Source organism: Streptomyces sp. NPDC060198, assembly GCF_042728415.1.
GTDB lineage: Bacteria > Actinomycetota > Actinomycetes > Streptomycetales > Streptomycetaceae > Streptomyces.
In genome coordinates this window covers 1-21,897 of the sequence record NZ_JBHWZJ010000099.1, presented here as the reverse complement: position 1 = coordinate 21,897, position 21,897 = coordinate 1, and the positions used below count along the sequence as shown (strand labels likewise).

At 72.8% G+C, this 21,897-nt stretch carries 22 protein-coding genes and 1 pseudogene; 12 read left to right on the top strand and 11 right to left on the bottom strand.

Going from position 1 to position 21,897, the window contains the following annotated elements; translation table 11 throughout:
- Positions 1-72 precede the first annotated feature (72 nt).
- Together ACFWEP_RS15215 and ACFWEP_RS15210 are read right to left on the bottom strand one after the other, a co-directional pair.
- Entirely contained in the window at positions 73-945 is an 873-nt protein-coding gene (locus ACFWEP_RS15215; protein ID WP_387370277.1) for an undecaprenyl-diphosphate phosphatase, read from the bottom strand.
- A gap of 197 nt (positions 946-1,142) precedes the next feature.
- Positions 1,143-1,856, bottom strand: a complete 714-nt coding sequence (locus ACFWEP_RS15210) for a TVP38/TMEM64 family protein (RefSeq protein WP_387370275.1) — start codon at positions 1,854-1,856, stop codon at positions 1,143-1,145.
- A gap of 202 nt (positions 1,857-2,058) precedes the next feature.
- On the opposite strand from ACFWEP_RS15210, the gene ACFWEP_RS15205 reads away from it, so the two are divergent.
- From ACFWEP_RS15205 to ACFWEP_RS15195, 3 genes are all read left to right on the top strand, one after another.
- Positions 2,059-2,238: a hypothetical protein gene (locus tag ACFWEP_RS15205; protein ID WP_387370273.1), complete on the top strand. Its 180-nt coding sequence runs from the start codon at positions 2,059-2,061 to the stop codon at positions 2,236-2,238.
- A 93-nt stretch (positions 2,239-2,331) separates the two neighbouring features.
- Positions 2,332-3,507, top strand: coding sequence for an elongation factor Tu (gene tuf / locus ACFWEP_RS15200; protein ID WP_387370270.1), 1,176 nt, complete (start codon positions 2,332-2,334; stop codon positions 3,505-3,507).
- 109 nt (positions 3,508-3,616) lie between these two features.
- Positions 3,617-4,462 (top strand): spermidine synthase, encoded by an 846-nt coding sequence (locus ACFWEP_RS15195; protein ID WP_387370268.1) that lies wholly within the window; start codon positions 3,617-3,619, stop codon positions 4,460-4,462.
- Here ACFWEP_RS15195 and ACFWEP_RS15190 read toward each other — a convergent pair.
- The gene (locus ACFWEP_RS15190) at positions 4,424-5,782 is read right to left on the bottom strand and encodes an MFS transporter (protein WP_387370266.1); all 1,359 of its coding nucleotides are present in this window, start codon (positions 5,780-5,782) and stop codon (positions 4,424-4,426) included. The genes ACFWEP_RS15195 and ACFWEP_RS15190 overlap by 39 nt on opposite strands.
- A gap of 175 nt (positions 5,783-5,957) precedes the next feature.
- The gene (locus ACFWEP_RS15185) at positions 5,958-7,064 is read right to left on the bottom strand and encodes a hypothetical protein (RefSeq protein WP_387370264.1); all 1,107 of its coding nucleotides are present in this window, start codon (positions 7,062-7,064) and stop codon (positions 5,958-5,960) included.
- 94 nt (positions 7,065-7,158) lie between these two features.
- Here ACFWEP_RS15185 and ACFWEP_RS15180 point away from each other — a divergent pair, with 94 nt between their 5' ends.
- Entirely contained in the window at positions 7,159-7,614 is a 456-nt protein-coding gene (locus ACFWEP_RS15180; protein ID WP_387370261.1) for a DUF4442 domain-containing protein, read from the top strand.
- A 167-nt stretch (positions 7,615-7,781) separates the two neighbouring features.
- Positions 7,782-8,435 carry a DedA family protein gene (locus tag ACFWEP_RS15175; RefSeq protein ID WP_387370258.1) on the top strand — a complete coding sequence of 218 codons (654 nt, stop codon included), beginning with the start codon at positions 7,782-7,784 and terminating at the stop codon, positions 8,433-8,435.
- Between the two features lie 77 nt (positions 8,436-8,512).
- Here the strand turns inward: ACFWEP_RS15175 and ACFWEP_RS15170 are convergent.
- A pseudogene (locus tag ACFWEP_RS15170) lies at positions 8,513-9,042 on the bottom strand (gamma carbonic anhydrase family protein).
- Positions 9,043-9,173: 131 nt separating this feature from the next.
- Between ACFWEP_RS15170 and ACFWEP_RS15165 the strand changes: the two are divergent.
- Positions 9,174-9,935, top strand: a complete 762-nt coding sequence (locus tag ACFWEP_RS15165; protein ID WP_387370255.1) for an acyltransferase — start codon at positions 9,174-9,176, stop codon at positions 9,933-9,935.
- Positions 9,936-10,119: 184 nt separating this feature from the next.
- On the opposite strand, the gene ACFWEP_RS15160 is transcribed toward ACFWEP_RS15165, so the two are convergent.
- A complete protein-coding gene (locus ACFWEP_RS15160) occupies positions 10,120-10,986 on the bottom strand; it encodes an EamA family transporter (RefSeq protein ID WP_387370253.1) in 867 nt (288 codons plus the stop codon).
- 100 nt (positions 10,987-11,086) lie between these two features.
- Between ACFWEP_RS15160 and ACFWEP_RS15155 the strand changes: the two genes are divergently transcribed.
- Together ACFWEP_RS15155 and ACFWEP_RS15150 are read left to right on the top strand one after the other, a co-directional pair.
- Positions 11,087-11,659 (top strand): helix-turn-helix domain-containing protein, encoded by a 573-nt coding sequence (locus tag ACFWEP_RS15155; RefSeq protein ID WP_387370250.1) that lies wholly within the window; start codon positions 11,087-11,089, stop codon positions 11,657-11,659.
- 42 nt (positions 11,660-11,701) lie between these two features.
- Complete coding sequence (locus tag ACFWEP_RS15150) at positions 11,702-12,268, top strand: YbaK/EbsC family protein (RefSeq protein ID WP_387370249.1); 567 nt, start codon at positions 11,702-11,704, stop codon at positions 12,266-12,268.
- A 1-nt stretch (position 12,269) separates the two neighbouring features.
- Here ACFWEP_RS15150 and ACFWEP_RS15145 read toward each other — a convergent pair whose 3' ends face one another.
- From ACFWEP_RS15145 to ACFWEP_RS15135, 3 genes are all read right to left on the bottom strand, one after another.
- Positions 12,270-12,950: a hypothetical protein gene (locus ACFWEP_RS15145; protein ID WP_387370247.1), complete on the bottom strand. Its 681-nt coding sequence runs from the start codon at positions 12,948-12,950 to the stop codon at positions 12,270-12,272.
- A gap of 103 nt (positions 12,951-13,053) precedes the next feature.
- A complete protein-coding gene (locus ACFWEP_RS15140; RefSeq protein ID WP_387370244.1) occupies positions 13,054-13,902 on the bottom strand; it encodes an aminoglycoside N(3)-acetyltransferase in 849 nt (282 codons plus the stop codon).
- A 96-nt stretch (positions 13,903-13,998) separates the two neighbouring features.
- A complete protein-coding gene (locus ACFWEP_RS15135) occupies positions 13,999-14,406 on the bottom strand; it encodes a CoA-binding protein (protein WP_387370242.1) in 408 nt (135 codons plus the stop codon).
- Between the two features lie 133 nt (positions 14,407-14,539).
- Here ACFWEP_RS15135 and ACFWEP_RS15130 point away from each other — a divergent pair, with 133 nt between their 5' ends.
- From ACFWEP_RS15130 to ACFWEP_RS15120, 3 genes are all read left to right on the top strand, one after another.
- The gene (locus ACFWEP_RS15130) at positions 14,540-15,166 is read left to right on the top strand and encodes a YigZ family protein (RefSeq protein WP_387370240.1); all 627 of its coding nucleotides are present in this window, start codon (positions 14,540-14,542) and stop codon (positions 15,164-15,166) included.
- 281 nt (positions 15,167-15,447) lie between these two features.
- Complete coding sequence (locus ACFWEP_RS15125) at positions 15,448-16,614, top strand: exonuclease SbcCD subunit D (RefSeq protein ID WP_387370237.1); 1,167 nt, start codon at positions 15,448-15,450, stop codon at positions 16,612-16,614.
- Positions 16,611-19,640 carry an AAA family ATPase gene (locus tag ACFWEP_RS15120; protein ID WP_387370235.1) on the top strand — a complete coding sequence of 1,010 codons (3,030 nt, stop codon included), beginning with the start codon at positions 16,611-16,613 and terminating at the stop codon, positions 19,638-19,640. The genes ACFWEP_RS15125 and ACFWEP_RS15120 overlap by 4 nt, the downstream gene beginning before the upstream one ends.
- A 130-nt stretch (positions 19,641-19,770) precedes the next feature.
- Here the strand turns inward: ACFWEP_RS15120 and ACFWEP_RS15115 are convergent, their stop codons facing one another.
- Entirely contained in the window at positions 19,771-20,217 is a 447-nt protein-coding gene (locus ACFWEP_RS15115) for an Lrp/AsnC family transcriptional regulator (protein WP_387370233.1), read from the bottom strand.
- Between the two features lie 93 nt (positions 20,218-20,310).
- On the opposite strand from ACFWEP_RS15115, the gene ACFWEP_RS15110 reads away from it, so the two are divergent.
- On the top strand, positions 20,311-20,823 hold the full coding sequence (locus ACFWEP_RS15110) for a rhodanese-like domain-containing protein (RefSeq protein ID WP_387370230.1): 513 nt from the start codon (positions 20,311-20,313) through the stop codon (positions 20,821-20,823).
- A 52-nt stretch (positions 20,824-20,875) separates the two neighbouring features.
- Here the strand turns inward: ACFWEP_RS15110 and ACFWEP_RS15105 are convergent, their stop codons facing one another.
- On the bottom strand, positions 20,876-21,748 hold the full coding sequence (locus ACFWEP_RS15105) for an ATP-grasp domain-containing protein (protein WP_387370227.1): 873 nt from the start codon (positions 21,746-21,748) through the stop codon (positions 20,876-20,878).
- Between the last annotated feature and the right edge of the window lie 149 nt (positions 21,749-21,897).

Here is a 21,897-nt window from a genome sequence, read left to right as displayed (position 1 = left end):
GGGGCGGGTCCGCCTCGCACCCTTCGGGTGGCGGTCCCGCCCCGGCCCTCTCGCGGCTCTTGTCCGGCTCGGTCAGCCCGCCGACTCGCCTGCGTGGGGGCTCAGCACGCCCGCCGTGACCAGGGCGAAGAGCACGATGCCGAGGGCCACGCGGTAGTAGACGAAGGGCATGAAGCTCTTGGAGGAGATGAACTTCATGAACCACGAGATGACCACGTAACCGACCACGAACGCGACCAGGGTCGCGAAGACCGTCGGGCCCCAGGAGACGTGGCCCTCGCCCGCGTCCTTGAGCTCGAAGACGCCGGAAGCCAGGACCGCGGGGATGGCCAGCAGGAAGGAGTAGCGGGCCGCGGCCTCGCGGGTGTAGCCCATCAGCAGACCACCGCTGATGGTGGCGCCCGAGCGGGAGACACCCGGGATCAGCGCCATCGCCTGGCAGAATCCGTAGATCAGGCCGTCGCGGACCCCGAGGTCCTGGAGCGACTTGCGCTCCTTGGCGGCGCGGTGTTTGCCGCCGGCCTCGTCGCGGGCCGCGAGCCGGTCCGCGATGCCGAGGACGATGCCCATGACGATCAGTGTCGTCGCGATCAGGCGGAGATCACGGAAGGGGCCCTCGATCTGGTCCTTGAAGGTCACCCCGAGCACGCCGATCGGGATCGAGCCGACGATGACCAGCCAGCCCATCTGGGCATCGTGGTTGCTGCGCATCCCGCGGTCGAAGAGCGACCGGAACCAGGACGAGATGATGCGGGCGATGTCCTTGCGGAAGTAGATGATCACCGCCGCTTCCGTGCCGATCTGGGTGATGGCGGTGAACGCGGCGCCGGGGTCGTGCCACCCGGCGAATGCGGCGGTCAGCCGCAAGTGTGCGCTGGAGGAGATCGGCAGGAACTCGGTCAGTCCCTGCACGAACCCCAGGACGAATGATTCGAACCAGCTCATGGGGCTTCGGCCATCCCGGAGGTGATCAGGCTACGGCCGCGCGACATGGAGGACGCCGGCAGCGTGCGAATACGGTCAGAAAAGGACAAGGCGCAAGCCTCGGAGATCTTTTGTCGTCGGCCGCAGGGTATCGCCTGCGGGTGAACGACTTGTCCCCTGCCCCCGCCCCGGACCCTCGTCGTGCCGTCCGACGCGGGTCAGGCGGCTTTGCCGAACCGGTGGCGTTTGCGCCAGGCGACCAGCGCGCCTCCGACGGCCGACAGCACGATGAAACCCGTGGCGACCAGAAACGCGGGGGACGTGGGCGAGGCCGCCTCGCTTCCGGCGACGACGTAGGCGGCCGTGTTGGGGATGGACCCGAGCCCGGTCGCCAGCAGGAACGGCGCGTACCGCATCCGGGAGGTGGCCGCGCAGTAGTTGGCCGCGGCGAACGGCACGCCAGGGAAGAGCCGGAGCGCCAGCATGGAACGGAAGCCGTGCCGGCTCAGCAGGGAGTCCGCCGCCTTCAGCCAGCGCCCGCGCACCAGGGTGCGCAGTGCGTCCTGCCCCAGCACCCGGCCGAGCAGGAAGGAGGCTCCGGCCCCGAGCACCGTGCCCGCCAGGGCCGCGGCGAGACCGGCCTGCGTGCCGAAGAGTGCTCCCGCCGCCAGGTTGAGGAGCGGGCGCGGCGCGAAGGCCACGGTGGAGGCGCCGTACGCCAGCCCGAAGAGCAGGGCCGCCGTGCCGCCCGTCAGCTGGGACGGCCAGCCGGAGGAGAGCATCCGCTGTGGGTCGAACAGCAGCATGGTCGACGCGGCGGCGGCCAGCACCACCACGAGCAGGGAGAACCGGGACCAGGGGGACAGCAGCGCCTTCGAAAAGCGCAGGGCCGGACCGTTGCGGGGACGGGCCGCGGGGACGGGTTCGAACATTTGGGGAGAGTAACGGAAAGAGGCATGTGATCGTCGTAATGTACGCGTGATGATCTGACGGGCCGACAGGGCCGGTCGCTCCGCCGTCCGCCGCGCGTCGGGCCGCCCCCGCCCCTCTCGGGGGCCCCGAGCCCGGGCGGTCGTGGTCCCGCCGCCGGAAAACCTGTCGACGCGCACGCCGCCGACCGGTCATCATCCAGACATGTCCCGGTACGCCTTCCTCGCAGCGCCGTCCGCAGTCGCGGACGCGCCGAAGGCTGCCGCGAACACCACGGCGACGCTCACCGCGGCCGCGTCCCCCGCGGCGGCACACCTCGCGACGGCACTCCCCGTCACGGCAGCCGCCGCTGCCCCGGCATCGCTCGGCGGCGCCCGAAGCTGACCCTCCTCCGACTGTCCGGCGGACCCCGCGAGGGGAGGGTCGGACGGGCACAGGGGTCCCCTCTCTCACGGCTTCGAAACCAAGGAACGAGCCATGCCCAAGACGGCATACGTGCGCACCAAGCCCCACCTCAACATCGGAACCATGGGCCACGTCGACCACGGCAAGACCACCCTCACCGCCGCCATCACCAAGGTCCTCAGCGCGCGGCCGGGCGCCGCCACCTCGTACGTCGCGTTCGACCGGATCGACCGCGCCCCCGAGGAGACCCGGCGCGGCATCACCATCAACCTCGCGCACGTCGAGTACGAGACCGACACCCGGCACTACGCCCACGTCGACATGCCGGGTCACGCCGACTACATCAAGAACATGGTCACCGGAGCCGCCCAACTCGACGGGGCGATCCTCGTCGTCTCCGCGCTCGACGGCGTCATGCCGCAGACCGCCGAGCACGTGCTGCTGGCCCGTCAGGTCGGCGTCGACCACATCGTCGTCGCCCTCAACAAGGCCGACGCCGCCGACCCGGAGCTCGCCGAACTGGTGGAACTGGAGGTGCGCGACCTGCTCTCGGCCCACGGGTACGGAGGCGACACCGTGCCCGTCGTCCAGGTCTCCGGGCTCGGGGCGCTGGAGGGCGACCCGCGCTGGACGGCGGCGATCGAGGGGCTGCTCGACGTGGTGGACACCTACGTGCCGATGCCGGTGCGCTACACCGACGCGCCCTTCCTGCTGCCGGTGGAGAACGTCCTCACCATCACCGGACGCGGCACCGTCGTCACCGGTGCGGTCGAGCGCGGCACCGTACGCATCGGCGACCGGGTCCAGGTGCTCGGCGCGGACGCGGAGACGGTGGTCACCGGTCTGGAGACCTTCGGCAGGCCCATGGAGTCCGCGCAGGCCGGGGACAACGTCGCGCTGCTGCTGCGCGGGGTGGAGCGCGACCGGGTCCGCCGGGGCCATGTCGTGGCGGCGCCCGGCAGCGTCGTCCCGACGTGTCGCTTCACCGCGCAGGTGTACCTCCTGTCCGCCCGGGAGGGCGGCCGCACCACACCGGTCGCCACCGGGTACCGGCCGCAGTTCTACATCCGTACGGCGGACGTCGTCGGGGACGTCGACCTGGGGGTGGCCGCGGTCGCTCGCCCAGGGGAGACGGTCACCATGACCGTGGAGCTCGGCCGGGACGTCCCGCTGGAGCCCGGGCTCGGCTTCGCGATCCGTGAGGGCGGCCGCACGGTCGGCGCCGGCACCGTCACCGCGCTGCTCTGACGGCGGCGACACGACGGCCCGACGATCCGACGGCCCTGGGCCCGTCTCCCCACCCGGGGAGGCGGGCCCGCCGTACGGCGCGTCCCGCCGGGCGCCTCACAATGGGGGAGTGAACGAGCAGATACCCGTCATCCGCGATGTCGACTGCGGCACCGCCCGCCTGCTGCCCGACGTGGACCGGGACCAGGCGTGGCTGCTCACGGTCGACGGGGCCCCGCAGTCCTACGTGGACCTGGACGACCCCGCGCACCTGGAGTTCGAATACGTCCAACGGCTCGCGCACGTGCTGGACACCGCCGCGGACCCCGGCGAACCGCTCGACGTGCTGCACCTGGGCGGCGGGGCGCTGACCCTGCCGCGCTACACCGCCGCCACCCGGCCCGGCTCCCGCCAGCGGGTCGCCGAGGCCGACCGGGGACTGCTGGAGCTGGTGGCGGAGCGACTCCCGTTGCCCGACGGCAGTGGCATCACCGTGCACGCCGAGGACGCCCGGGAGCTGCTGGAGCGGACCGCTCCGGGCACGGTCGACGTACTGATCGCCGACGTCTTCGGCGGGTCACGCGTCCCTGCCCACCTCACCTCGGTCGAGTACGCGCGGGCCGCCGCCCGGGCGCTGCGCAGGGACGGCGTCTACGCCGCCAACCTCGCCGACAGCGCGCCCTTCGGCTTTCTCCGTTCCCAGCTCGCCGGCTTCGCCACCGTCTTCCCCGAGCTGGCGATCGTCGCCGAGCCCGCCGTGCTGCGCGGCCGGCGCTTCGGGAACGTCGTCCTGCTGGCCGCGCACGCGCCCCTGGACACCGCCGCGCTCACCCGGCGGTGCGCCGGTGACGCGTTCCCCGCCCGGGTCGAGCACGGTCCGGCGCTCACCCGCCTGATCGGCCGCGCGGAGCCGGTCGGTGACGCCGACGCCGTCGCGTCACCCGAGCCGCCCGAGGGCGCCTTCAGCATCGGGTGAGGAAGCCGCGGGGAGGGCGTCGGCGGCCAGGGGCCGGGAGGAAGACCCCTCGGAGCCGGGCCCGCCCGCCGTGACGGGCACGGTGTGCTCGCGCCGGGTCATGTTCCGTACGTCCGGTACGAGCAGCACCAGCGCGGTCATGACCAGCACCAGCGCGGCACAGCCCCACAGCGCCGTACCCCGCCCGACGAGTCCTTCGACGGGGCCGGCCACCGCAGTGGCGAGCGGGAGCATCGCGACGGAGCCGAACCAGTCGTAGGCGGAGACCCGGGACAGCTTGTCCTCGGGGATCTCCTGATGCATCGTCGTCATCCAGGACACCCCGAACACCTCTATGGCGACACCGCTCACGAACATCACGGCGCAGAGCCCCGCCACCGGCAGCGGCACGGCGAGCGCCGCCGAGGGCAGGGCCAGCGGGAAGACGCCGAGCGTGCCCGCGAGCAGCAGCCGCCTAGGCTTCCACCGGGACATCAGCAGCGCCCCGCCGAGCGTGCCCACACCGAACGCGGCGAGGGCGGTGCCCCAGGGGCCGGAGCCGCCGAACTCGTCGCGGGCGACCAGCGGACCGTAGACCGACTCGGCGGCGCCGACGACCGCCACGACCACCGAGAACTGCGCCACGATCGACCACAGCCAGGGACGGCCGATGAACTCCTGCCATCCCTCGCGCATGTCGGAGAGGAGGCCGCCGCCCGGTTCACGGGCGGGGATGTGACTCACGTCGAGGAAGGCGCGCAGCCCCCCGGCGACCGCGAAGCCCGCCGCGTCCAGGGCCAGTACCCAGCCAGGGTTCACGGCTGAGGCCATGACCCCGCCGAGGGCGGCCCCGCCGATGCCCGCTCCCTGGGACGACATCCGGAAGAAGGAGAAGGCGCGGCCCGCCTGCTCCGGGGTGACGGAGGACATCAGCATCCCCTCGGCGGCCGGGTTGAAGAAGGCCTGTCCGGTGCCGCAGAGCGCGGTGAGGACCATCATCTGCCAGAGTTCGGCGGTGCCGGTCAGCACCAGCACGGCGAAGGCCGCCTGGGAGACGCAGTTGAGCGCGTTGGCCGCGACCATCACCCGGTGGCGGGGCATCCGGTCCGCGACGGCCCCGCCGATCAGGATGAAGACCACCAGCGGGAGGGTGCGGGCGGCGGCGACGAGGCCGATGTCCCCGCCGTCCCCGCCTTGCTGGAGCACCGCGAACGAGGTGGCGATGAGGGCACTGCTGCTGCCCACACCCGTGATGACGGCGGCGCTGGTCAGCAGGGTGTAATTGCGGCCGGCCCACTCGGGGCGGCGCCGCTTCACGGGGGAAGGCGCGGGGGATGTCACCCAGGGACTAAACACGGCGGTGCCCCGCCTTGCCAAATGGATATGTCCCCGCGAGGGCGTGAGGTCCGTCTTTCCCCGGTTCCGCCGCCCGGTTCCTGAAGGCCGGGCGGCGGAACCACGAGCACCGGAGCCGCTGCTCGAAGGACGTGATCGTGGGGCCGGAACGGCAGCCGGATCAGGAGGTGATGTCCACCAGCCGGACGGTGCTCAGGATCTTGTCGATGGTGGTGTCGGACAGCTCGTCGTCCACGCCGGTGGCACCGAAGAAGACCCAGCTCGCGTACGCGCCGTCGCTGTTCTTGAAGCTGAAGACGACCGACTTCCCGTCCGTGTCGCACTTGTTCTTCTTCGCCAGGCCGAGCGCGGTGGCCTTGGCGACGCTGCCGGTCAGGCCGGACGTGGTGGTGTAGGGCTCCGGGTCGGCCACCTTGATCTTTTCCGCGGGGTCGGTCTGCGCGTAGGCCGCCCAGACCCACTGCTCCGCGGTCTTCGTCGCCGCCTCGTCCGTCGATTTGGCGCCCTGCGCACCCTTGCTGCCGACGCCGGCGAGACTGGTCTCCTCGTCCCTCCCGTCCTTGTCGGAGTCGTCCACGCACCACTTGCTCTTGAGGTACGCCGGCGCGGTGAAGACGGCGGCGGGCGAGCCCGTCGGGTTCTTGGCGTCCTCGAACCCCGCGCTCATGCCGGCGGACGACACCTCCCAGTCGCCGGGTACCTCGAACCGCGTCCCCCACTTGGGGTTGGTGACGACCTTCCACCCGGGCACGGTCGGCTTCGGGTCGTCGTCGCCACTGCGCGGGTTGGCGGGTGTGGAGGTCGCGGCCGTCGGCTTCACCGAGGCGGTCGGCGAGCCCTTGCCGTCGGCGATGTCCTTGCCACCCGGCTGGTCGTCCTTCTTCAGCACCACGACGCCCGTGACGACCGCCGTCACCACGACCGCCGCTGCCGCGACGACGGCGACCACTGCGGTCTTCCTTTTGTCGTCCGGGCGCTGCGGGCCGCCCGGAGGCGCCTGCACGGCGTACGCCGGAACGGTCGGCTGCTGGTACGGGTTCGGTCCGCCGGGCTGCCCGTTCTGCGGGTAGCCGTAACCGGGCTGCGGGCCCTGCGGGTAGCCGTAGCCGGGCTGCTGCCCCTGCTGCCCCTGCTGCCCCGGCTGACCCTGCGGGTATCCCGGCTGCTGGTACGGGTTCGGCTGTTGGTACCCCGGCTGCTGGTACGGATTCTGGTTCGGGTCCTGCGGGTTCTGCTCGCCCCCGGGCGGCTGCTGTCCTGGCCACATGGCCAGTAACCATAGAGGGACGCGGGGACATCGGCCACGGCCGCCCCTGTGAGGGGATGGCCAAGAAGTTCTACCCGTGAGTAACATCTGGTCCATGAGCGCTGCAGAAGAGAAGAACCTCGGCGACGTGCTCGCCGCGACGGTACCGATGGTCCGTACCCTCGGCCTCGAGTTCCTGGAGACGGGAGCGGAGCGAGCGGTCCTGCGCCTGCCTGATCAGGCCGACTACCACAACCACCTCGGCGGACCGCACGCCGGAGCCATGTTCACCCTGGCCGAGTCCGCCAGTGGCGCGATCGTGATGGCGGCCTTCGGCGACCAGCTCGGCCGCGCCGTGCCGCTCGCCGTCCGGGCGGAGATCGGCTACCGGAAGCTCGCCATGGGCGACGTCACCGCGACCGCCACCCTGGGCCGTCCCGCCGCCGAGGTCGTCGCCGAGCTGGACGAGGGCAAGCGGCCCGAGTTCCCCGTCACGATCGAGATCGCCCGCGCCGACGGAGCCGTGACCGGTGAGATGACGGTGATCTGGACCCTCCGACCGCACGGCTGAGCCGTCGGCCGTCCGCCGATCCGGTCCGTGGGCCGGCGCGGCCCCGCCGGCCGGGGTCCGCCGCCGGGAGCGGCCGCCCCTGAGGGGGTCGCGCCCGGTAGGCTGCCCTGTGCCAAGTCGCCGCACGGGCGGCCGGCAGGGGGAACACCCGCACGGGAGGAACGGCTTTGCACGTCCAGGAGTGGCTCGAAACCATCCCCGCGCTCAGCATCTACCTTCTGGTGGCGGGCGTCATCGGTCTGGAGAGCCTGGGCATCCCGTTGCCCGGTGAGATCGTCCTCGTCAGCGCGGCCCTTCTCGCCTCCCAGCACGGGGACATCAACCCGTACGTCCTGGGCGCGTGCGCCACGGCCGGAGCGGTCATCGGCGACTCGATCGGCTACGCGATCGGCAGGAAGGGCGGCCGCCCGCTGCTTGCCTGGCTGGAGGCGAGATTCCCCAAGCACTTCGGTGCCGCCCAGGTGGGCATGGCGGAGCGCTCGTTCGAGAAGTGGGGCATGTGGGCGGTGTTCTTCGGCCGTTTCGTGGCGCTGCTGCGCATCTTCGCGGGACCGCTCGCCGGTGTGCTGCGCATGCCGTACTGGAAGTTCCTGATCGCCAACGTGCTCGGCGGCATCGCCTGGGCGGGGGGCACCACCGCCGTCATCTACACGGTGGGCGTGGTGGCCGAGTCGTGGCTCAAGCGGTTTTCCTGGGTCGGGCTCGTGGTCGCGGTACTCATCGGCCTGACCTCGATGCTGGTGCTGAAGAACCGCGCGAAGAAGGCGGCCGCCCAGTCCGCCGCCGAAGCCCCCGCCACCTCCGCCGCGACAGCGGACTGAACACCGGGCCGAACCGGGGCCGCACGGCGGACCGGACACCGCCCGAGGGTGTCCGGACCCGGTCCGGCGGCCCGGGCTCAGCCCGCGTGGGCCGCGAGGTGCGCCTTGGCCAGCTCCACGTAACCGACCGCGTTGAACTTGATCCCCTCCAGCTCCTCCGCGGTGAGCGGCCGCTTGACCCGTGCGGGTACGCCCGCGACCAGGGAGCCCGGCGGTACCTGCATGCCCTGGGGGACGAGCGCCTGGGCCGCGACCAGTGATCCGGCGCCGATGCGGGCGCCGTTGAGCACGGTGGCCCCCATGCCGATCAGCACGTCGTCCTCGATCACGCAGCCGTGCAGTACGGCGTTGTGACCCACGGAAACCCGTTCTCCGACCACGAGCGGGAAGCCGGGGTCGGTGTGGACGCTGCAGTTGTCCTGGATGTTGCTGTCCGCCCCCAGGGAGACGGGTCCGCAGTCGGCCCGCAGGACGGCCTGGTACCAGACGCTCGAACCCGCGCGAGGGTGACCTCGCCGATCACGACGGCGGTCGGTGCCACGAAGGCGTCCGGATCGACCGACGGCTCCCTGCCGCCCACGCCCATGATCAACGGCTGATTCGCCACGGTCCGCTCCTTCGTCCGACGATGACCTCCCGAGGAACCGTAGGTGACGTGTGCTCGCCTGCCGGACAGTGGGGCGAACATCACAGAGCGGTGCCCCGGAGGGGCCGAACGCGGACGGCTACCGTGAGCGGGTGCCGAAGAGCAAACACACGTTCCCCTTCCTCTCCCGCTGGTGGCGTCGCGCCGCCTCCCGCGCGGTCCACCGCGGCCGGGCGTGGGTGGGGGAGCACGGTGCGGTGACCGCCGAGCGCCCCGGTCCACTGCGCTTCGGCCGGATCGGGCCCGGGACGCGGCTGGCGTTCCCGCAGGGCACGGTGTTCGGCGAGCCGTGGATCCGCCTGGGGGACCACTGCGTCATAGCCGAGCAGGTGACGCTCACCGCCGGGATGATGCCCGGTCTGGAACTGGGCCCCGACCCCATCCTGACCCTGGGCGACGGGGTGGTACTCGGCCGGGGCAGCCATGTCATCGCCGACACCACGGTGACGATCGGCTCCGACACCTACTGCGGTCCGTACGTCTACATCACCTCCACGAACCACAGCTACGACGACCCGGAACAGCCGGTCGGCAGGCAGTGGCCGCGCATGGAGCCCGTGGAGATAGGGCCCGGCTGCTGGATCGGCACCGGAGCCGTGGTGCTGCCCGGCGCCCGGCTCGGCCGCAACGTCGTGGTGGCGGCCGGTGCGATCGTGCGGGGCGAGGTCCCGGACCACTCCGTCGTCGCGGGCGCTCCGGCCCGGGTGGTGCGGAGCTTCGATCCGGAGCGGGGCTGGCAGCCCCCGCTGCGCACACCCGCGCCCGTGCCGATTCCCGAAGGCGTCACGCCCGCGCAGCTGCTGGACTTCGCCTCCGCGGAGAGCGGTCCGGGACAACCCTCAGGTCGCGGCTGACCATTCGCGTCGGATGAGCGGGGGTGTCCGGTGCGGTGCGTCGCGAGGCGGAGGACCGCCCGTGTACGGGATGTACTCGGGCGGTCCGGCAACGCCGAGAGGTGCCGGGCCGGGCACCGACCGCCCGGCGCACATGGCCGGACACGGCCCAGCCCGGGCGGTCCGGGTGATGCGGCGCCCGGCGTCATCCCGAGGCCAGCAGGACCGTGCCCATCAGGGCCAGACCCGCGCCCGCCGCCTGGATGCCGCGGAGCCGTTCCTTGAGGAGGCCGCGCGCGACCAGGGTGGTCACCACCGGATACAGCGAGGCCAGCACCGCCACCACGGTCACCGAGCCGTGCAGGGCGGCGGTCGCGTACGTCCCGTTGGCCGCCACGTCCGCGAGTCCGACGAACGCCAGTGCGGGCAGCGCCCCGAGGACGACGGCCCGGCCGCCCTCCACGGGCAGGGCCCGGCCGCCGCGACGTACCGACACGGCGAGAGCCGCTCCACCGACCACGACGTTGGTGACACGCTGCACGAAGAGGGCCAGGAACAGGCCGGTCGTACTGGTCGAAGCCTCCGCGACCAGGGACATGACGGCCCCGAAGCCGAACGCGGCGACCAGGGTCAGCAACACCGCCCGGCGGCGTACGGGCGCCCCGCGCAGCTCCGGCCCGCCCGCCAGGACGACGCCCGTCACGGCGACGGCGACCCCGGCCAGCTGGGCGGGGCCAGGCCGTTCCCCGGCGAGCAGACCGAGGGAGACGGGTACGGCCACGCCGAGCGAACCGAGCGGGGAGACCACGCTCATCGGGCCGAGGGCGAGCGCCTTGTAGAAGCAGAGCATCGCCACCGGGCCCACCGTGCCCGCCGCCACCGCGAACCACAGCCGGCCGCCGGCCTCGCTCCACGCACCGGTCGCCACCACGGTGACGCCCAGGACGACGACGGCGAGCGCCTGCGAGACGACGACCACGGTCAGCGCGGGAATCCGGCGCGTCAGCAGGCCGCCGCCGAAGTCGGCGAGCCCCCACAGCAGGCTGGTGGCCAGGGCGAAGAGTGCTGACATGACGAGCCTCGCAGTACAGTGCGGCGAACGGTTGGGGCGGGGGTGCACCACACCGTAGTTCATTATTTTGTACGTGACCATCAAGGATATTGGACTGAATGTGGCTGATCTCGACCAGTTGACCCAGTCGCTGGCACGGAACCTCAAGCGCTGGCGGGGGGAGCGCGGCTTCACGCTGGACGCCCTCGCGGCCCGCTCCGGTGTCAGCCGGGGAATGATCATCCAGATCGAGCAGGCCAGGACCAACCCGAGCGTCGGCACCACGGTGAAGCTCGCCGACGCGCTCGGCGTCAGCATCACCGCGCTCCTCGACTACGAGCAGGGCCCGCAGGTCCGTCTGGTCGCCCCGGAGCAGGCGGTCCGCCTGTGGTCGACCGAGGCCGGCAGCTCGACCACCCTGCTCGTCGGCGCCGAGGCGGGCGGCCCGTTCGAGCTCTGGTCCTGGCACCTGGAGCCCGGCGACGGCAGCGCCTCCGACCCGCACGTGGAGGGAACCGTCGAGCTGCTCCACGTCACGGCGGGCGAACTCACCCTCGTCGTCGGCGGCGATTCCCACACGGTCCCCGCCGGCACCTCGGCGACCTTCCAGGCGCACGTCGCCCACGCCTACCGCAACGAGGGCGCCGAGCCGGTCGAACTGACCATGGCCGTCTGGATCCCACCGGTGCGCTGATCCGGCAACATCGGGCTCCTGAGAGGCTGTTAGCGTGCCCTCATGCGCGCACCCATCGGTAACTTCGACGAAGCCGCCGCCGCTCCCGCGGCCGACCGCACCGACCTGCTCGTCGCACCGGTCGCCGAGGCGGTGAGCCGGGGATGGGGCGGTTTCGCCACCGAGCAGATCCTGCACGTCGACACGGATCCCGACCTCGCCGACACCGCCGTCTTCATCGAGCACTACGGCGCCGAGCTCCTCGACGAGTCCGCCAACTGCGTGGTCGTCGCGGGCAAACGCGGCACCGACGTGACCCTCGCCGCCTGCGTCGTGCTCTCCCGGACCCGCGTCGACGTCAACGGTGCGGTGCGCAGACACCTCGGCGCACGCAAGGCGTCTTTCGCCCCGATGGACCTCGCGGTCGGCGAGAGCGGCATGGAGTACGGCGGGATCACCCCCGTCGGCCTCCCCGCCGCCTGGCCGCTGCTGATCGACCCGGCCGTGCTCGACGAGGAGTGGGTCCTCATCGGCAGCGGCAGTCGCCGCGGCAAACTCATCGTCCCCGGCAAGTCCCTCGCCGCCCTCCCGGGTGCGGTGGTGGTGGAGGGACTGGGCGTCCGAGGGTGATTCAGAACAGTGGGGGATCGGCCCTCTCGGGGATGCGCTCCACGTCCCGCAGAAGGTTCATGACACGTTCGTGCGTGTCCCCCACCCGGTCGGTCACGCGGAGTCGTACGTGCATCTCCGTGATCACTGCCAGCGCGGCCTCGGTGAACCAGCCGACCGGCGCGGGGCTCTGCGCGAGCAGGGGTTTGCCTCGCCCGACGGAGGGCAGCGAGAAGTCCGCGCGGTGGCTGAGGCCGTATGCGCCGAGGGCTCGCAGCGTCTCGGCGTGATTCACCCATTCCCGCGCTCCGGCGGGAGGCGTCGGACCCCGCAGCCACATCCGGTAGGTCAGGCTTTCGACCACCGCGACATCCTGAGAACCGTTGACGACATGACACGTCCAGGCGAGGCGACCTTCCGGCGCGAGCCCGTCCGTCACCCGGCCGAAGTGGCCGAGTGCCGGGCGGACCGCTCTCGCGTACTGGGCCCGGGCCAGTGACGCGCCCAGACTTCCCACCAGGGCGGTGCTCGCGCTCTGGATGTCCAGAAGTCTGAGCTTCCACGGCCAGTGGTCCGCAAGGCCCGGTGGCGCGTTCTCGCGCCACACGCCGTAGATCAACAGCCCGGCCGAAACGATGACGAGGGCGGTGGTCAGCCGCGAGAGGAGGCCGTTCCGGCGTATCACCCGTTGGTCCGTGTCCATCGCTCGGCGCCCCCGTCCGGCCCGCATGGCTGTGCGGGTCACTGTAGATGCCGCGTCGGCCGCTGGCACCGGTCCGAATCCGGCCATCCGGACACACCGAGGTTCACGTGCCCACAGCCTCTGGGGCTCCCCGCGCGCTGCCTCTTCCGGACGGCCGGGACCTGTCGTCCATGAGCCTGTCCACCGCGAAGTCCACGGCTTCCCGCACCGGGACCAGGGTGCAGGCGGCCTCGCCCACCCTGCCGGTGCGGACGGTCCCAGGGCTCGCCGACCGCGCGAACCGGGCGCCCAGCGCGACGAAGTCCGAGTCGTCGAGAGCCACGTCCTCGTACTCCCACCACCGGCTCCCGCCGGGCCGGGCCACCACGCAGCGGTAACGGCGTACGGGCGGCTCGGGGACCCGGTACTCGGCGAGGTGGAAGGCGCTGAACACGCCGAAACCGGTGCCGAGCAGCAACGCCTGCGCGTCCGCGTCGTACAGGCGGGCGAGCGGTGAGTCCTCGCCCAGGTGGCAGGCGGCGCGGTGACCCCGGGTCAGCCGTGCGGCGTCCGGGCCCAGCGCGGCGAAGGAGGTCTGCGGGTGGTCGCTGCGCCTGGCACCGGGGCTCAGCCGGACCGCTTCGGCGAGCCGGCCCATGGCCGGGGCGGGGGTGGCGGCGGGGTCGAAGGGGGGCATCGCCGCGCGGAACCGGGCACGCTCCGCGTCGGTGAGACCTGCCGTGCGGGCCTGATGGTCGCGCGAGGTGTCGGAGTTCTCCGGTGTGAACGCGGGGACGACCAGGGTCCCCGCCGGTCCCAGTGCACCCCGCAGCCCCGCGACCACCCAGGTCGTGCGGCGGCCCGGAGGGCGTACCGCGCGCATCGACGCGTGCACGATCAGCCTGGCACCGGGACGCACGCCCAGGGCGAGCAGCTCGGCGGCCAGCCGGTCCGGGTACGTCACCGTGTCCACGAGCGGTCATTGTCCGCCGCCGCCCGCCCCGGCGGAAGGGTGCGACCAAAATCGGACGATTCGGACGCTATGTGATCGCGTCCAGGCGCTGACGGTTCAGTGCAGGGAGGGAATTTCGATCGCGGGGCAACGATCCATGACCATGTCGAGACCGGCCTCGCGGGTACGCGCGTACGCGGCCTCGTCGATCACCGACAACTGGAACCAGACGGCCTTCGCCCCGATCGCCACGGCCTCGTCCGCCACGGCGCCGGCCTGCTCGCTGTTGACGAAGACGTCCACCACGTCCACCGGGAAAGGGACGTCCGCCAGCGAGGCGTACCCCTGCTCACCGTGCACGGTCTCGGCCTTCGGGTGGATCGGCACGACCCGCTTGCCGAACCTCTGGAGGACCCCGGCGACCCCGTGGGCCGCCCGCGAGGTGTTGTTGGAGAGGCCCACCACGGCCCAGGTGTCGCCGGACTCCAGCAGAATCCGGCGGATCGTCTCATCGTCTGCGTACATGCCGACGACAACCCGGCACGTGCCGTCACCATTCCCGCGTGCCGCGCGTGGTGCCCGCCCCTGGCCGGGCGCCGTGTTCCCCCTGGTCGGAGCGGGGGCGGGGCGTGCCCGGCACACCGCCTAGGGTGGAGCCATGCAGGAGCAGTACCGGACAGTCGCCCGAGCGGGCGTGCACGAGAGCGAGATCAACCGGTCGCGCTTCCTCTGCGCGCTCGCCCCCGCCGCCACCGAAGTGGAGGCGCAGGAGTTCGTCGCACGCGTCCGCAAGGAACACCCCACCGCCAGCCACAACTGCTACGCCTACGTGGTCGGCGCCGACGCCTCCGTGCAGAAGGCCAGCGACGACGGCGAGCCCGGCGGGACCGCCGGAGTGCCGATGCTGCAGATGCTGATGCGCCGCGAGGTCCGCTACGTGGTGGCCGTCGTGACCCGCTACTACGGCGGGGTGAAGCTCGGCGCCGGTGGCCTGATCCGGGCCTACGGCGGAGTGGTCGGCGAGGCGCTGGACGAGCTCGGCACCCTCACCCGGCAGCGCTACAGGCTGGCCACCGTCACGGTCGACCATGTGCGGGCGGGCAAGCTGGAGAACGACATGAGGGCCACCGGCACCGCCGTGCGCGAGGTGCGGTACGCGGAGGCGGTCACCCTGGAGATCGGACTGCCGGACGCGGACGTGGCCGGATTCAGGGCCTGGCTCGCCGACGCGACGGCGGGCTCCGCGACGCTCGAACTCGGCGGCGAGGCGTACGGGGACGTGTGACCCGCGCGGGGGCCGGTGACCTCGGGACTCCCGGCCGCCGGGAAGGGCACCGTCGGCCGGTGAGGTTCGCCACCGCCGACCCCGGCGATTCGGGAACCGGGGCCCGACGGCATTAGCGTGGAGTCCGCACGGCCGTGCCAGGGACCCGGAGGCGGGTGCCACGCCGCACGGCCCGTGCACGCGAGCGGAGACCGGTAGGGCCCGGACAGGGGCACCAGGCCGTTGCCGGCCACGGGGCGGAGGACGAGGGACATGCGGACCACAGCGGGCGGAGCGACGCCTTGAGACTGCTGCACACCTCGGACTGGCACCTGGGCCGGTCCTTCCACCGCGTCGGCATGCTCGACGCCCAGGCCGCGTACCTCGACCACCTCGTCGCCACCGTCCGCGACCGCGAGGTGGACGCCGTCCTCGTCGCCGGCGACGTCTACGACCGCGCCGTGCCGCCGCTCGCCGCCGTCGAACTCTTCGACACCGCCCTCCACCGGCTCGCCGCCCTCGGGGTGCCCACCGTCATGATCTCCGGCAACCACGACTCGGCCCGCAGGCTCGGCGTCGGCGCCGGGCTCATCGACCGGGCCGGCATCCACCTGCGTACCGACCCCGCCGGCTGCGGCACCCCCGTGACTCTCACCGACGCCCACGGCGACGTCGCCTGCTACGGCCTCCCCTACCTCGAACCGGCCCTCGTGAAGGACTCCCTCGGAGCGGCGAAAGCCGCCCACGAGTCCGTCCTGACCGCCGCGATGGACCGGGTACGCGCCGACCTCGCGGACCGTGCGCCGGGCACCCGCTCCGTGGTCCTCGCCCACGCCTTCGTCGCGGGCGGCGAACCCAGCGACAGTGAGCGCGACATCACCGTCGGCGGAGTCGCCGCCGTACCCGCGGGCGTCTTCGACGGCGTCGACTACGTGGCTCTCGGCCATCTCCACGGCAGCCAGCGGGTGAGCGAGCGGGTGCGCTACTCCGGCTCCCCCCTCGCCTACTCCTTCTCCGAGGCGGACCACCGCAAGACCATGTGGCTGATCGACCTGGACGCGGACGGAAACGTCACCGGCGAACGCGTGGACTGCCCCGTGCCCCGGCCGCTCGCCCGGCTCCGCGGCATGCTCGACGCCCTCCTGGAAGACCCCGCGCTGGAGATCCACCGGGACGCCTGGGTGGAGGCCACCCTCACCGACCCCGCCCGCCCCGCCGACCCCATGGCGCGGCTCACGGCACGCTTCCCGCACATCCTCAGCCTCGTCTTCGACCCCGAACGCGACCCGGACGACCCCCTCGTCTCGTACGCCCAGCGACTCGCCGGGCGCGACGACCACACCATCGCGGAGGACTTCGTGGCGCACGTGCGCGGCGGCAGCGGACCCGACGAGTCGGAACGCGCCGTGCTGCGCGCCGCCTTCGACGACGTACGCGTGGACGACGGCGTCCGCGAGGTGTCCCGATGAGGCTCCACCGGCTCGTCCTCACCGCCTTCGGCCCTTTCGGCACCACCACCGAAGTCGACTTCGACGCGCTCTCCTCGGCCGGTGTCTTCCTGCTCCACGGCCCCACCGGCGCGGGCAAGACCTCGGTGCTCGACGCGGTCTGCTACGCCCTGTACGGGGCCGTCCCCGGCGCACGCCAGAGCCCCGGCACCTCGCTCCGCAGCGACCACGCCGACCCCGGCACCCCCACCGAGGTCCTGCTGGAACTGACCGCCGGCGGCCGGCGGCTGGAGATCACCCGCGCACCGGCGCAGGCCCGCCCCAAGAAGAAGGGCGACGGGTACACCACCGAGAAGGCCCAGAGCCGGCTGCGCGCCTACGACCCGGTCAAGGGCTGGCAGGCCCTCAGCAAGTCGCACCAGGAGATCGGTGAGGAGGTCACCCAGCTCCTCGGGATGAGCCGGGACCAGTTCTGCCAGGTGGTGCTGCTCCCGCAGGGCGACTTCGCACGGTTCCTGAGGGCCGACGCCGAGGCCCGGGGCAAGCTGCTCGGCAGGCTCTTCGACACCCGGCGCTTCGCCGCGGTCGAGGAACGCCTCGCCGAGCTGCGCCGGGCGGCCGAGTCCCGCGTCAGGACCGGGGACGAACGCGTACTCGCCGGCGCCCAGCGGCTGGCGCAGGCCGCGGGCCCCGCCGCCGAGACGCCTCTGCCGACGGCCCAGCCCGGTGAACCAGGTCTGGCCGAAGGGGTGCTGGGGTGGGCGGCGGTAGCGCGCTCCTGCGCGGGGGAGCGGCTGGAGATCGCCCGCATGGCGGCGACGGCCGCCGAGGAACGCCGGGCACAAGCCCGCCACGCACTGGACGCGGAGCGTGAACTCGCCCGTCTCCAGCAGCGTTTCGCGGAGACCCGCAGGCGCGCGTCCGGCTTGGAGGAGGGCCGCGCCGATCATGACCGCTGTGAGGAGCGCCTGGCGCGTGCCCGTAAGGCGGACCTGATCGTTCCCGCCCTCGAACTGCGGGACGCGGCCGAGCGCGAAGCCGCCGCGGCGGGTGCTGCCCGCGACCGCTTCCGTACGAAGCTGCCCCCGGAACTCGCCGACGCCGGCGTCGGGCAGCTCGCCGAGACGGAACGCCGCTACCGGCAGGAACTGGGCGGGCTCGACGCCGCCCGCCGCGCCGAATCGCGCAGCGCCGCCATTGACGCCGAACGTGCCCTTCTCGACGGCGAGTCGGCGCAGGACGACGAGGCGATCCGCGAAGCGGACGCCTGGCTGGCCGGCTGGGACGACACCCGTACGGCCCTGGCCGCCGAGGTCGAGGCGGCTCAGGAGGCCGCGACCCGCACGGAACAGCTCGCGGCGCGGCTCGCGTCCGCACGCGGACGGCTGGACGCCGCCCGGCGCCGGGACGTCCTCGCCCGCGAAATCGACGAGGCCCGGGAGCAGTTGTCCGGCGCCCGCGAGAGCGCCCTCGCCGCCCATGAGCGGTGGCTCGGCCTGCGCGAGCGCCGACTGCGCGACATCGCCGCCGAGTTGGCTGCTGGACTCTCCGTCGGAGAGCCGTGTGCGGTCTGCGGTTCGGCCGAACACCCGAACCCCGCGCGGGCGGGCGACGGGCATGTGGACCGCGCCACCGAGGAAACGGCCCTGGCCGCCCACCGGGCCGCCGAACAGGAGCGCGTCCGGGTGGACCAGACGCTCGGGCTCCTGACGGAACGCCACACCACGGCGCGCGCCGAGGCGGACGCGGACAGTGCGGAGAGGGCGGTGAGGACCGGATCCGGCGGCCCCTCCGTCCTCGAACTGGTCCACCACACCGACGAATTGGCCCGGGAGCACGGCGAAGCCCGCCGCCTCGCCGCCGGAACGCACCGGGCGCGCGAGAGACTGGCCGCCGCCGAGCGGGAACACCAGGACCGCTTGGAGCAGCGCCGCCACGCCGAACGTCGCGCGGCCGTGCGGGTCTCCCGGCGGGAGGAACTCGACCGGCAGCAGACGGCTCTGGAGGCCGAACTCGCCGGTGTGCGCGAGGTGTCGGGATCCATCGCGGCCCACGCCGACCGGCTCGCCCGACGTGCCGACCTGCTCGCCGAGGCCGCCGAGGCGGTACGGGCCGAGCAGGGCGCGGCCGAACGGCGCAAGGAAGCCGACGGGCGCCTCTCCGACGCCGCCTTCCGCGCCGGGTTCGACACTCCGCAGGCGGCCGTCGCCACCCTGCTCGACCGGCCCGCCCAGCGGCAGCTGCAGAGCAGGATCGACGCCTGGCAGGCCGAGGCCGCCACCGTCGCCGACCGGCTGGCGGAGGAGGACGCCCGCGGAGCCGCCGCCCGTCCCGACGCGTCGCCGGACCGGGCGCGCGAGACGTACGACCGCGCCGAGACCCTGCTGCGCACCGCCTCGTCGGCGCTCTCCGCCGCCCAGGAACGCCGCACGGAGCTGGACCGCCTGTCCAGGGAGGCCGCCCGGGAAGTGCGCGCGCTGGGCCCGCTCCGCGCGGAGTACGAACGCGTCGCCCGCCTCGCCGCGCTCACCGCCGGGACCTCGGCCGACAACGAACGCAAGATGCGGCTGGAGTCGTACGTGCTCGCCGCCCGCCTGGAACAGGTGGCCGCCGCCGCCACCGTCCGGCTCCAGCGGATGTCCGCCGGCCGCTACACCCTGGTCCACTCCGACGCCCGCACGGGAGGACGCCGGGCCGGGCTGGGGCTGCACGTCGTCGACGCCTGGACGGGCAGGGAACGCGACACCGCGACCCTCTCCGGCGGCGAGACCTTCTTCGCCTCCCTCGCCCTCGCGCTGGGCCTCGCCGACGTGGTGACCGACGAGGCGGGCGGGACGCGGCTGGACACGCTCTTCATCGACGAGGGGTTCGGCAGCCTGGACGAGCAGACGCTGGACGAGGTGCTGGACGTCCTGGACTCCCTGCGCGAGCGCGATCGCAGCGTCGGCATCGTCAGCCACGTGGCCGACCTGCGGCGCCGGGTGCCCGTGCAGCTCGAAGTGGTGAAGGAGCGGAAGGGATCGACGGTCCGGCACAGGCTGAACTGACCCGTGCCGGAACTGGTGCCGGTACCGGTGTCGGACGTGCGCCAGTGCCGGAGCCGGAGTCGGACCGGCGCCGAGAGGATGCGGAACCGGCGTGCGTCGGCGCCGTCCGGGCCGGCCCGGGGAAATCGCCTCAGCGCTCGATCGGGCGCCGGGGGAGCGGGGAGGAGTACACCACGCTGGTGGTCACCGACCCGAGGCCGCTGATGCGCCCCGTCACCTCCTCCAGGTGACGCATGGAACGCGCGGTCACCTTCAGCACGAAGCAGTCGTCCCCGGTGGTGTGGTGGGCCTCGATGATCTCCGCAGTGGTGGTGAGGAGGTCGTGGAACGGCTTGTAGTTGCCGGTCGGGTAACGCAGCCGTACGAAGGCGAGGATCGGCAGTCCGAGGCGTTCCGGGTCGACCACCGCGCTGTATCCGCTGATCACGCCGAGCTCCTCCAGACGGCGTACCCGCTCGGTCACCGCGCTGGGTGACATGGCCACGGCCCGGGCGAGTTCGGCGAAACTGGCCCGGCCGTCACGCTGTAGGGCGTCGAGAATGCGCCAGTCGGTTGCGTCCGGTGAATAGTCGGTCATGGGCCCAGACAACAGGGGAATCCCCGGCCGATCAAGCTGAGCGGCGTGGTTCGTTCCTTTTGGTGAGTGGGCCGGCCATCTAGATTGAGGTCCATGAACACGACCTCACCCGGTGCCGTACGGCCCTCTGCGCCCGCCCTCCCCGACCACCCGGTCCTGCGGGTGCCGCCCGCCCCTCCGGCCGTCGCCGCGGCCTATTTCGCGGCGTCCCTCGCCTTCCACGCCGATGTCTCCGACGTCGCGGCGGCCCTGAACCTCGGCGCCGGGCCCGGCATGACGGTACTGGACTGCCGCTCCACGGCCGCCTGGGACCAGGGCCACGTACCGGGCGCCGTGCATCTGCCCACCGCACTGATCCCGGAGCAGGCCGCCCGCCTGCTCGACCCGGCCGTCCCCGTCGTCGCCTACTGCTGGGGCCCCGGCTGTGACGGAGCCACGAGGGCCGCTCTCGCCCTCGCCGGACTCGGCTACCAGGTCAAGGAGATGCGCGGCGGATTCGAGTACTGGGTGCGCGAGGGCTTCGACTTCGAGACCTCGGGGGGAACGGAGCGGCGCGCCCCCGACCCGCTCACCGTCCCGGTGGGCGACGGGGACTGCGGCTGCTGACGGAACGCGGGCGGCCGGCGTCACGGGCGTGGCGGAACGCGGGCGCTGTCCGTCACGCGTCGGGCAGTGCCCGCAACAGGGGCCTCGGGTCGGCCCCGGAGGGAAAACCGCTCACCTGCCCGTCACCCACCTCGATCACCCGCCACACGCCGTCCTCGCGCAAAGCCAGGTCGGTGGTCACCAGTCGGCAGCCGAGCCGGCGCACGGCCTCGCCGACCGGGCCCAGGTCCGGGACGGGAAGGTCGCCCGGAGTGTCCGGATGCGCGGTCACCAGAACGGGGGCCCCGTCGACCCACCACACCCGCGCCTCGCCGCCCGGAGCGAACCGCTCGTAGGCGCGTACCACCACTCCGCCGGCGAGATGGTCGCCCTGGAGGTCGACCATCCGTGCGACGACCCCCGAAAGCGTTGTGGAGTCACTCAACTCGGTCACGAAACAGGCCTCGTGCCATTCGTGCTTCCGGGACTTCACGAAGTCCTTCACGATCCCGGGGCCCCCGCCGAGGGGCCGCGCGAGGGCGGACCAGAACGCCGCCTCCCTGGGTACGGCAGTCGGAGCCGTACCGGAGAGCGGATACCAGACACTGCGCGGGGTCAGTTCTCGGAACGTGGCGTACCAGCCCGGAAGTTCATGGGCGGTCCGGTACGCCGTCCGGTCCGTGAGCAGCGAGGCACCCCGCTCCGCGAGCGCCCGGTCCAGCTCGGCGTACCGCTGTACAGGAATCATCCAGCCCCGGTACCAGTACGCTCCGGAGCCGCGCGGGACCCGGGCGACGGCTCCCGCCGTGTCGCCCGCCAGCAAGGCGTCATGGTCGACGAGCGCGGTGGTGGCGCCCATCTCCCGTACGGCCGCGGCCTCTTCGGCGAACTGCGGGTCCAAACGGCTCGGGCGCAACGGGTCGGCACAGAGCAGGAAGCCGGGCATGGGCGGAGCCTTCGGTCGCGGTGCGTGGTCCGAGCGGTGCGCCCTTGTCGGGACGGGCCCGTTCGGCAGGGCGGTCACGGCGTGGCGGGCAGGAACCGGCCCGCCCGGACGACGTTGCCGCCGCCCGGCCGGGCCGGTGGGTCCGGTCG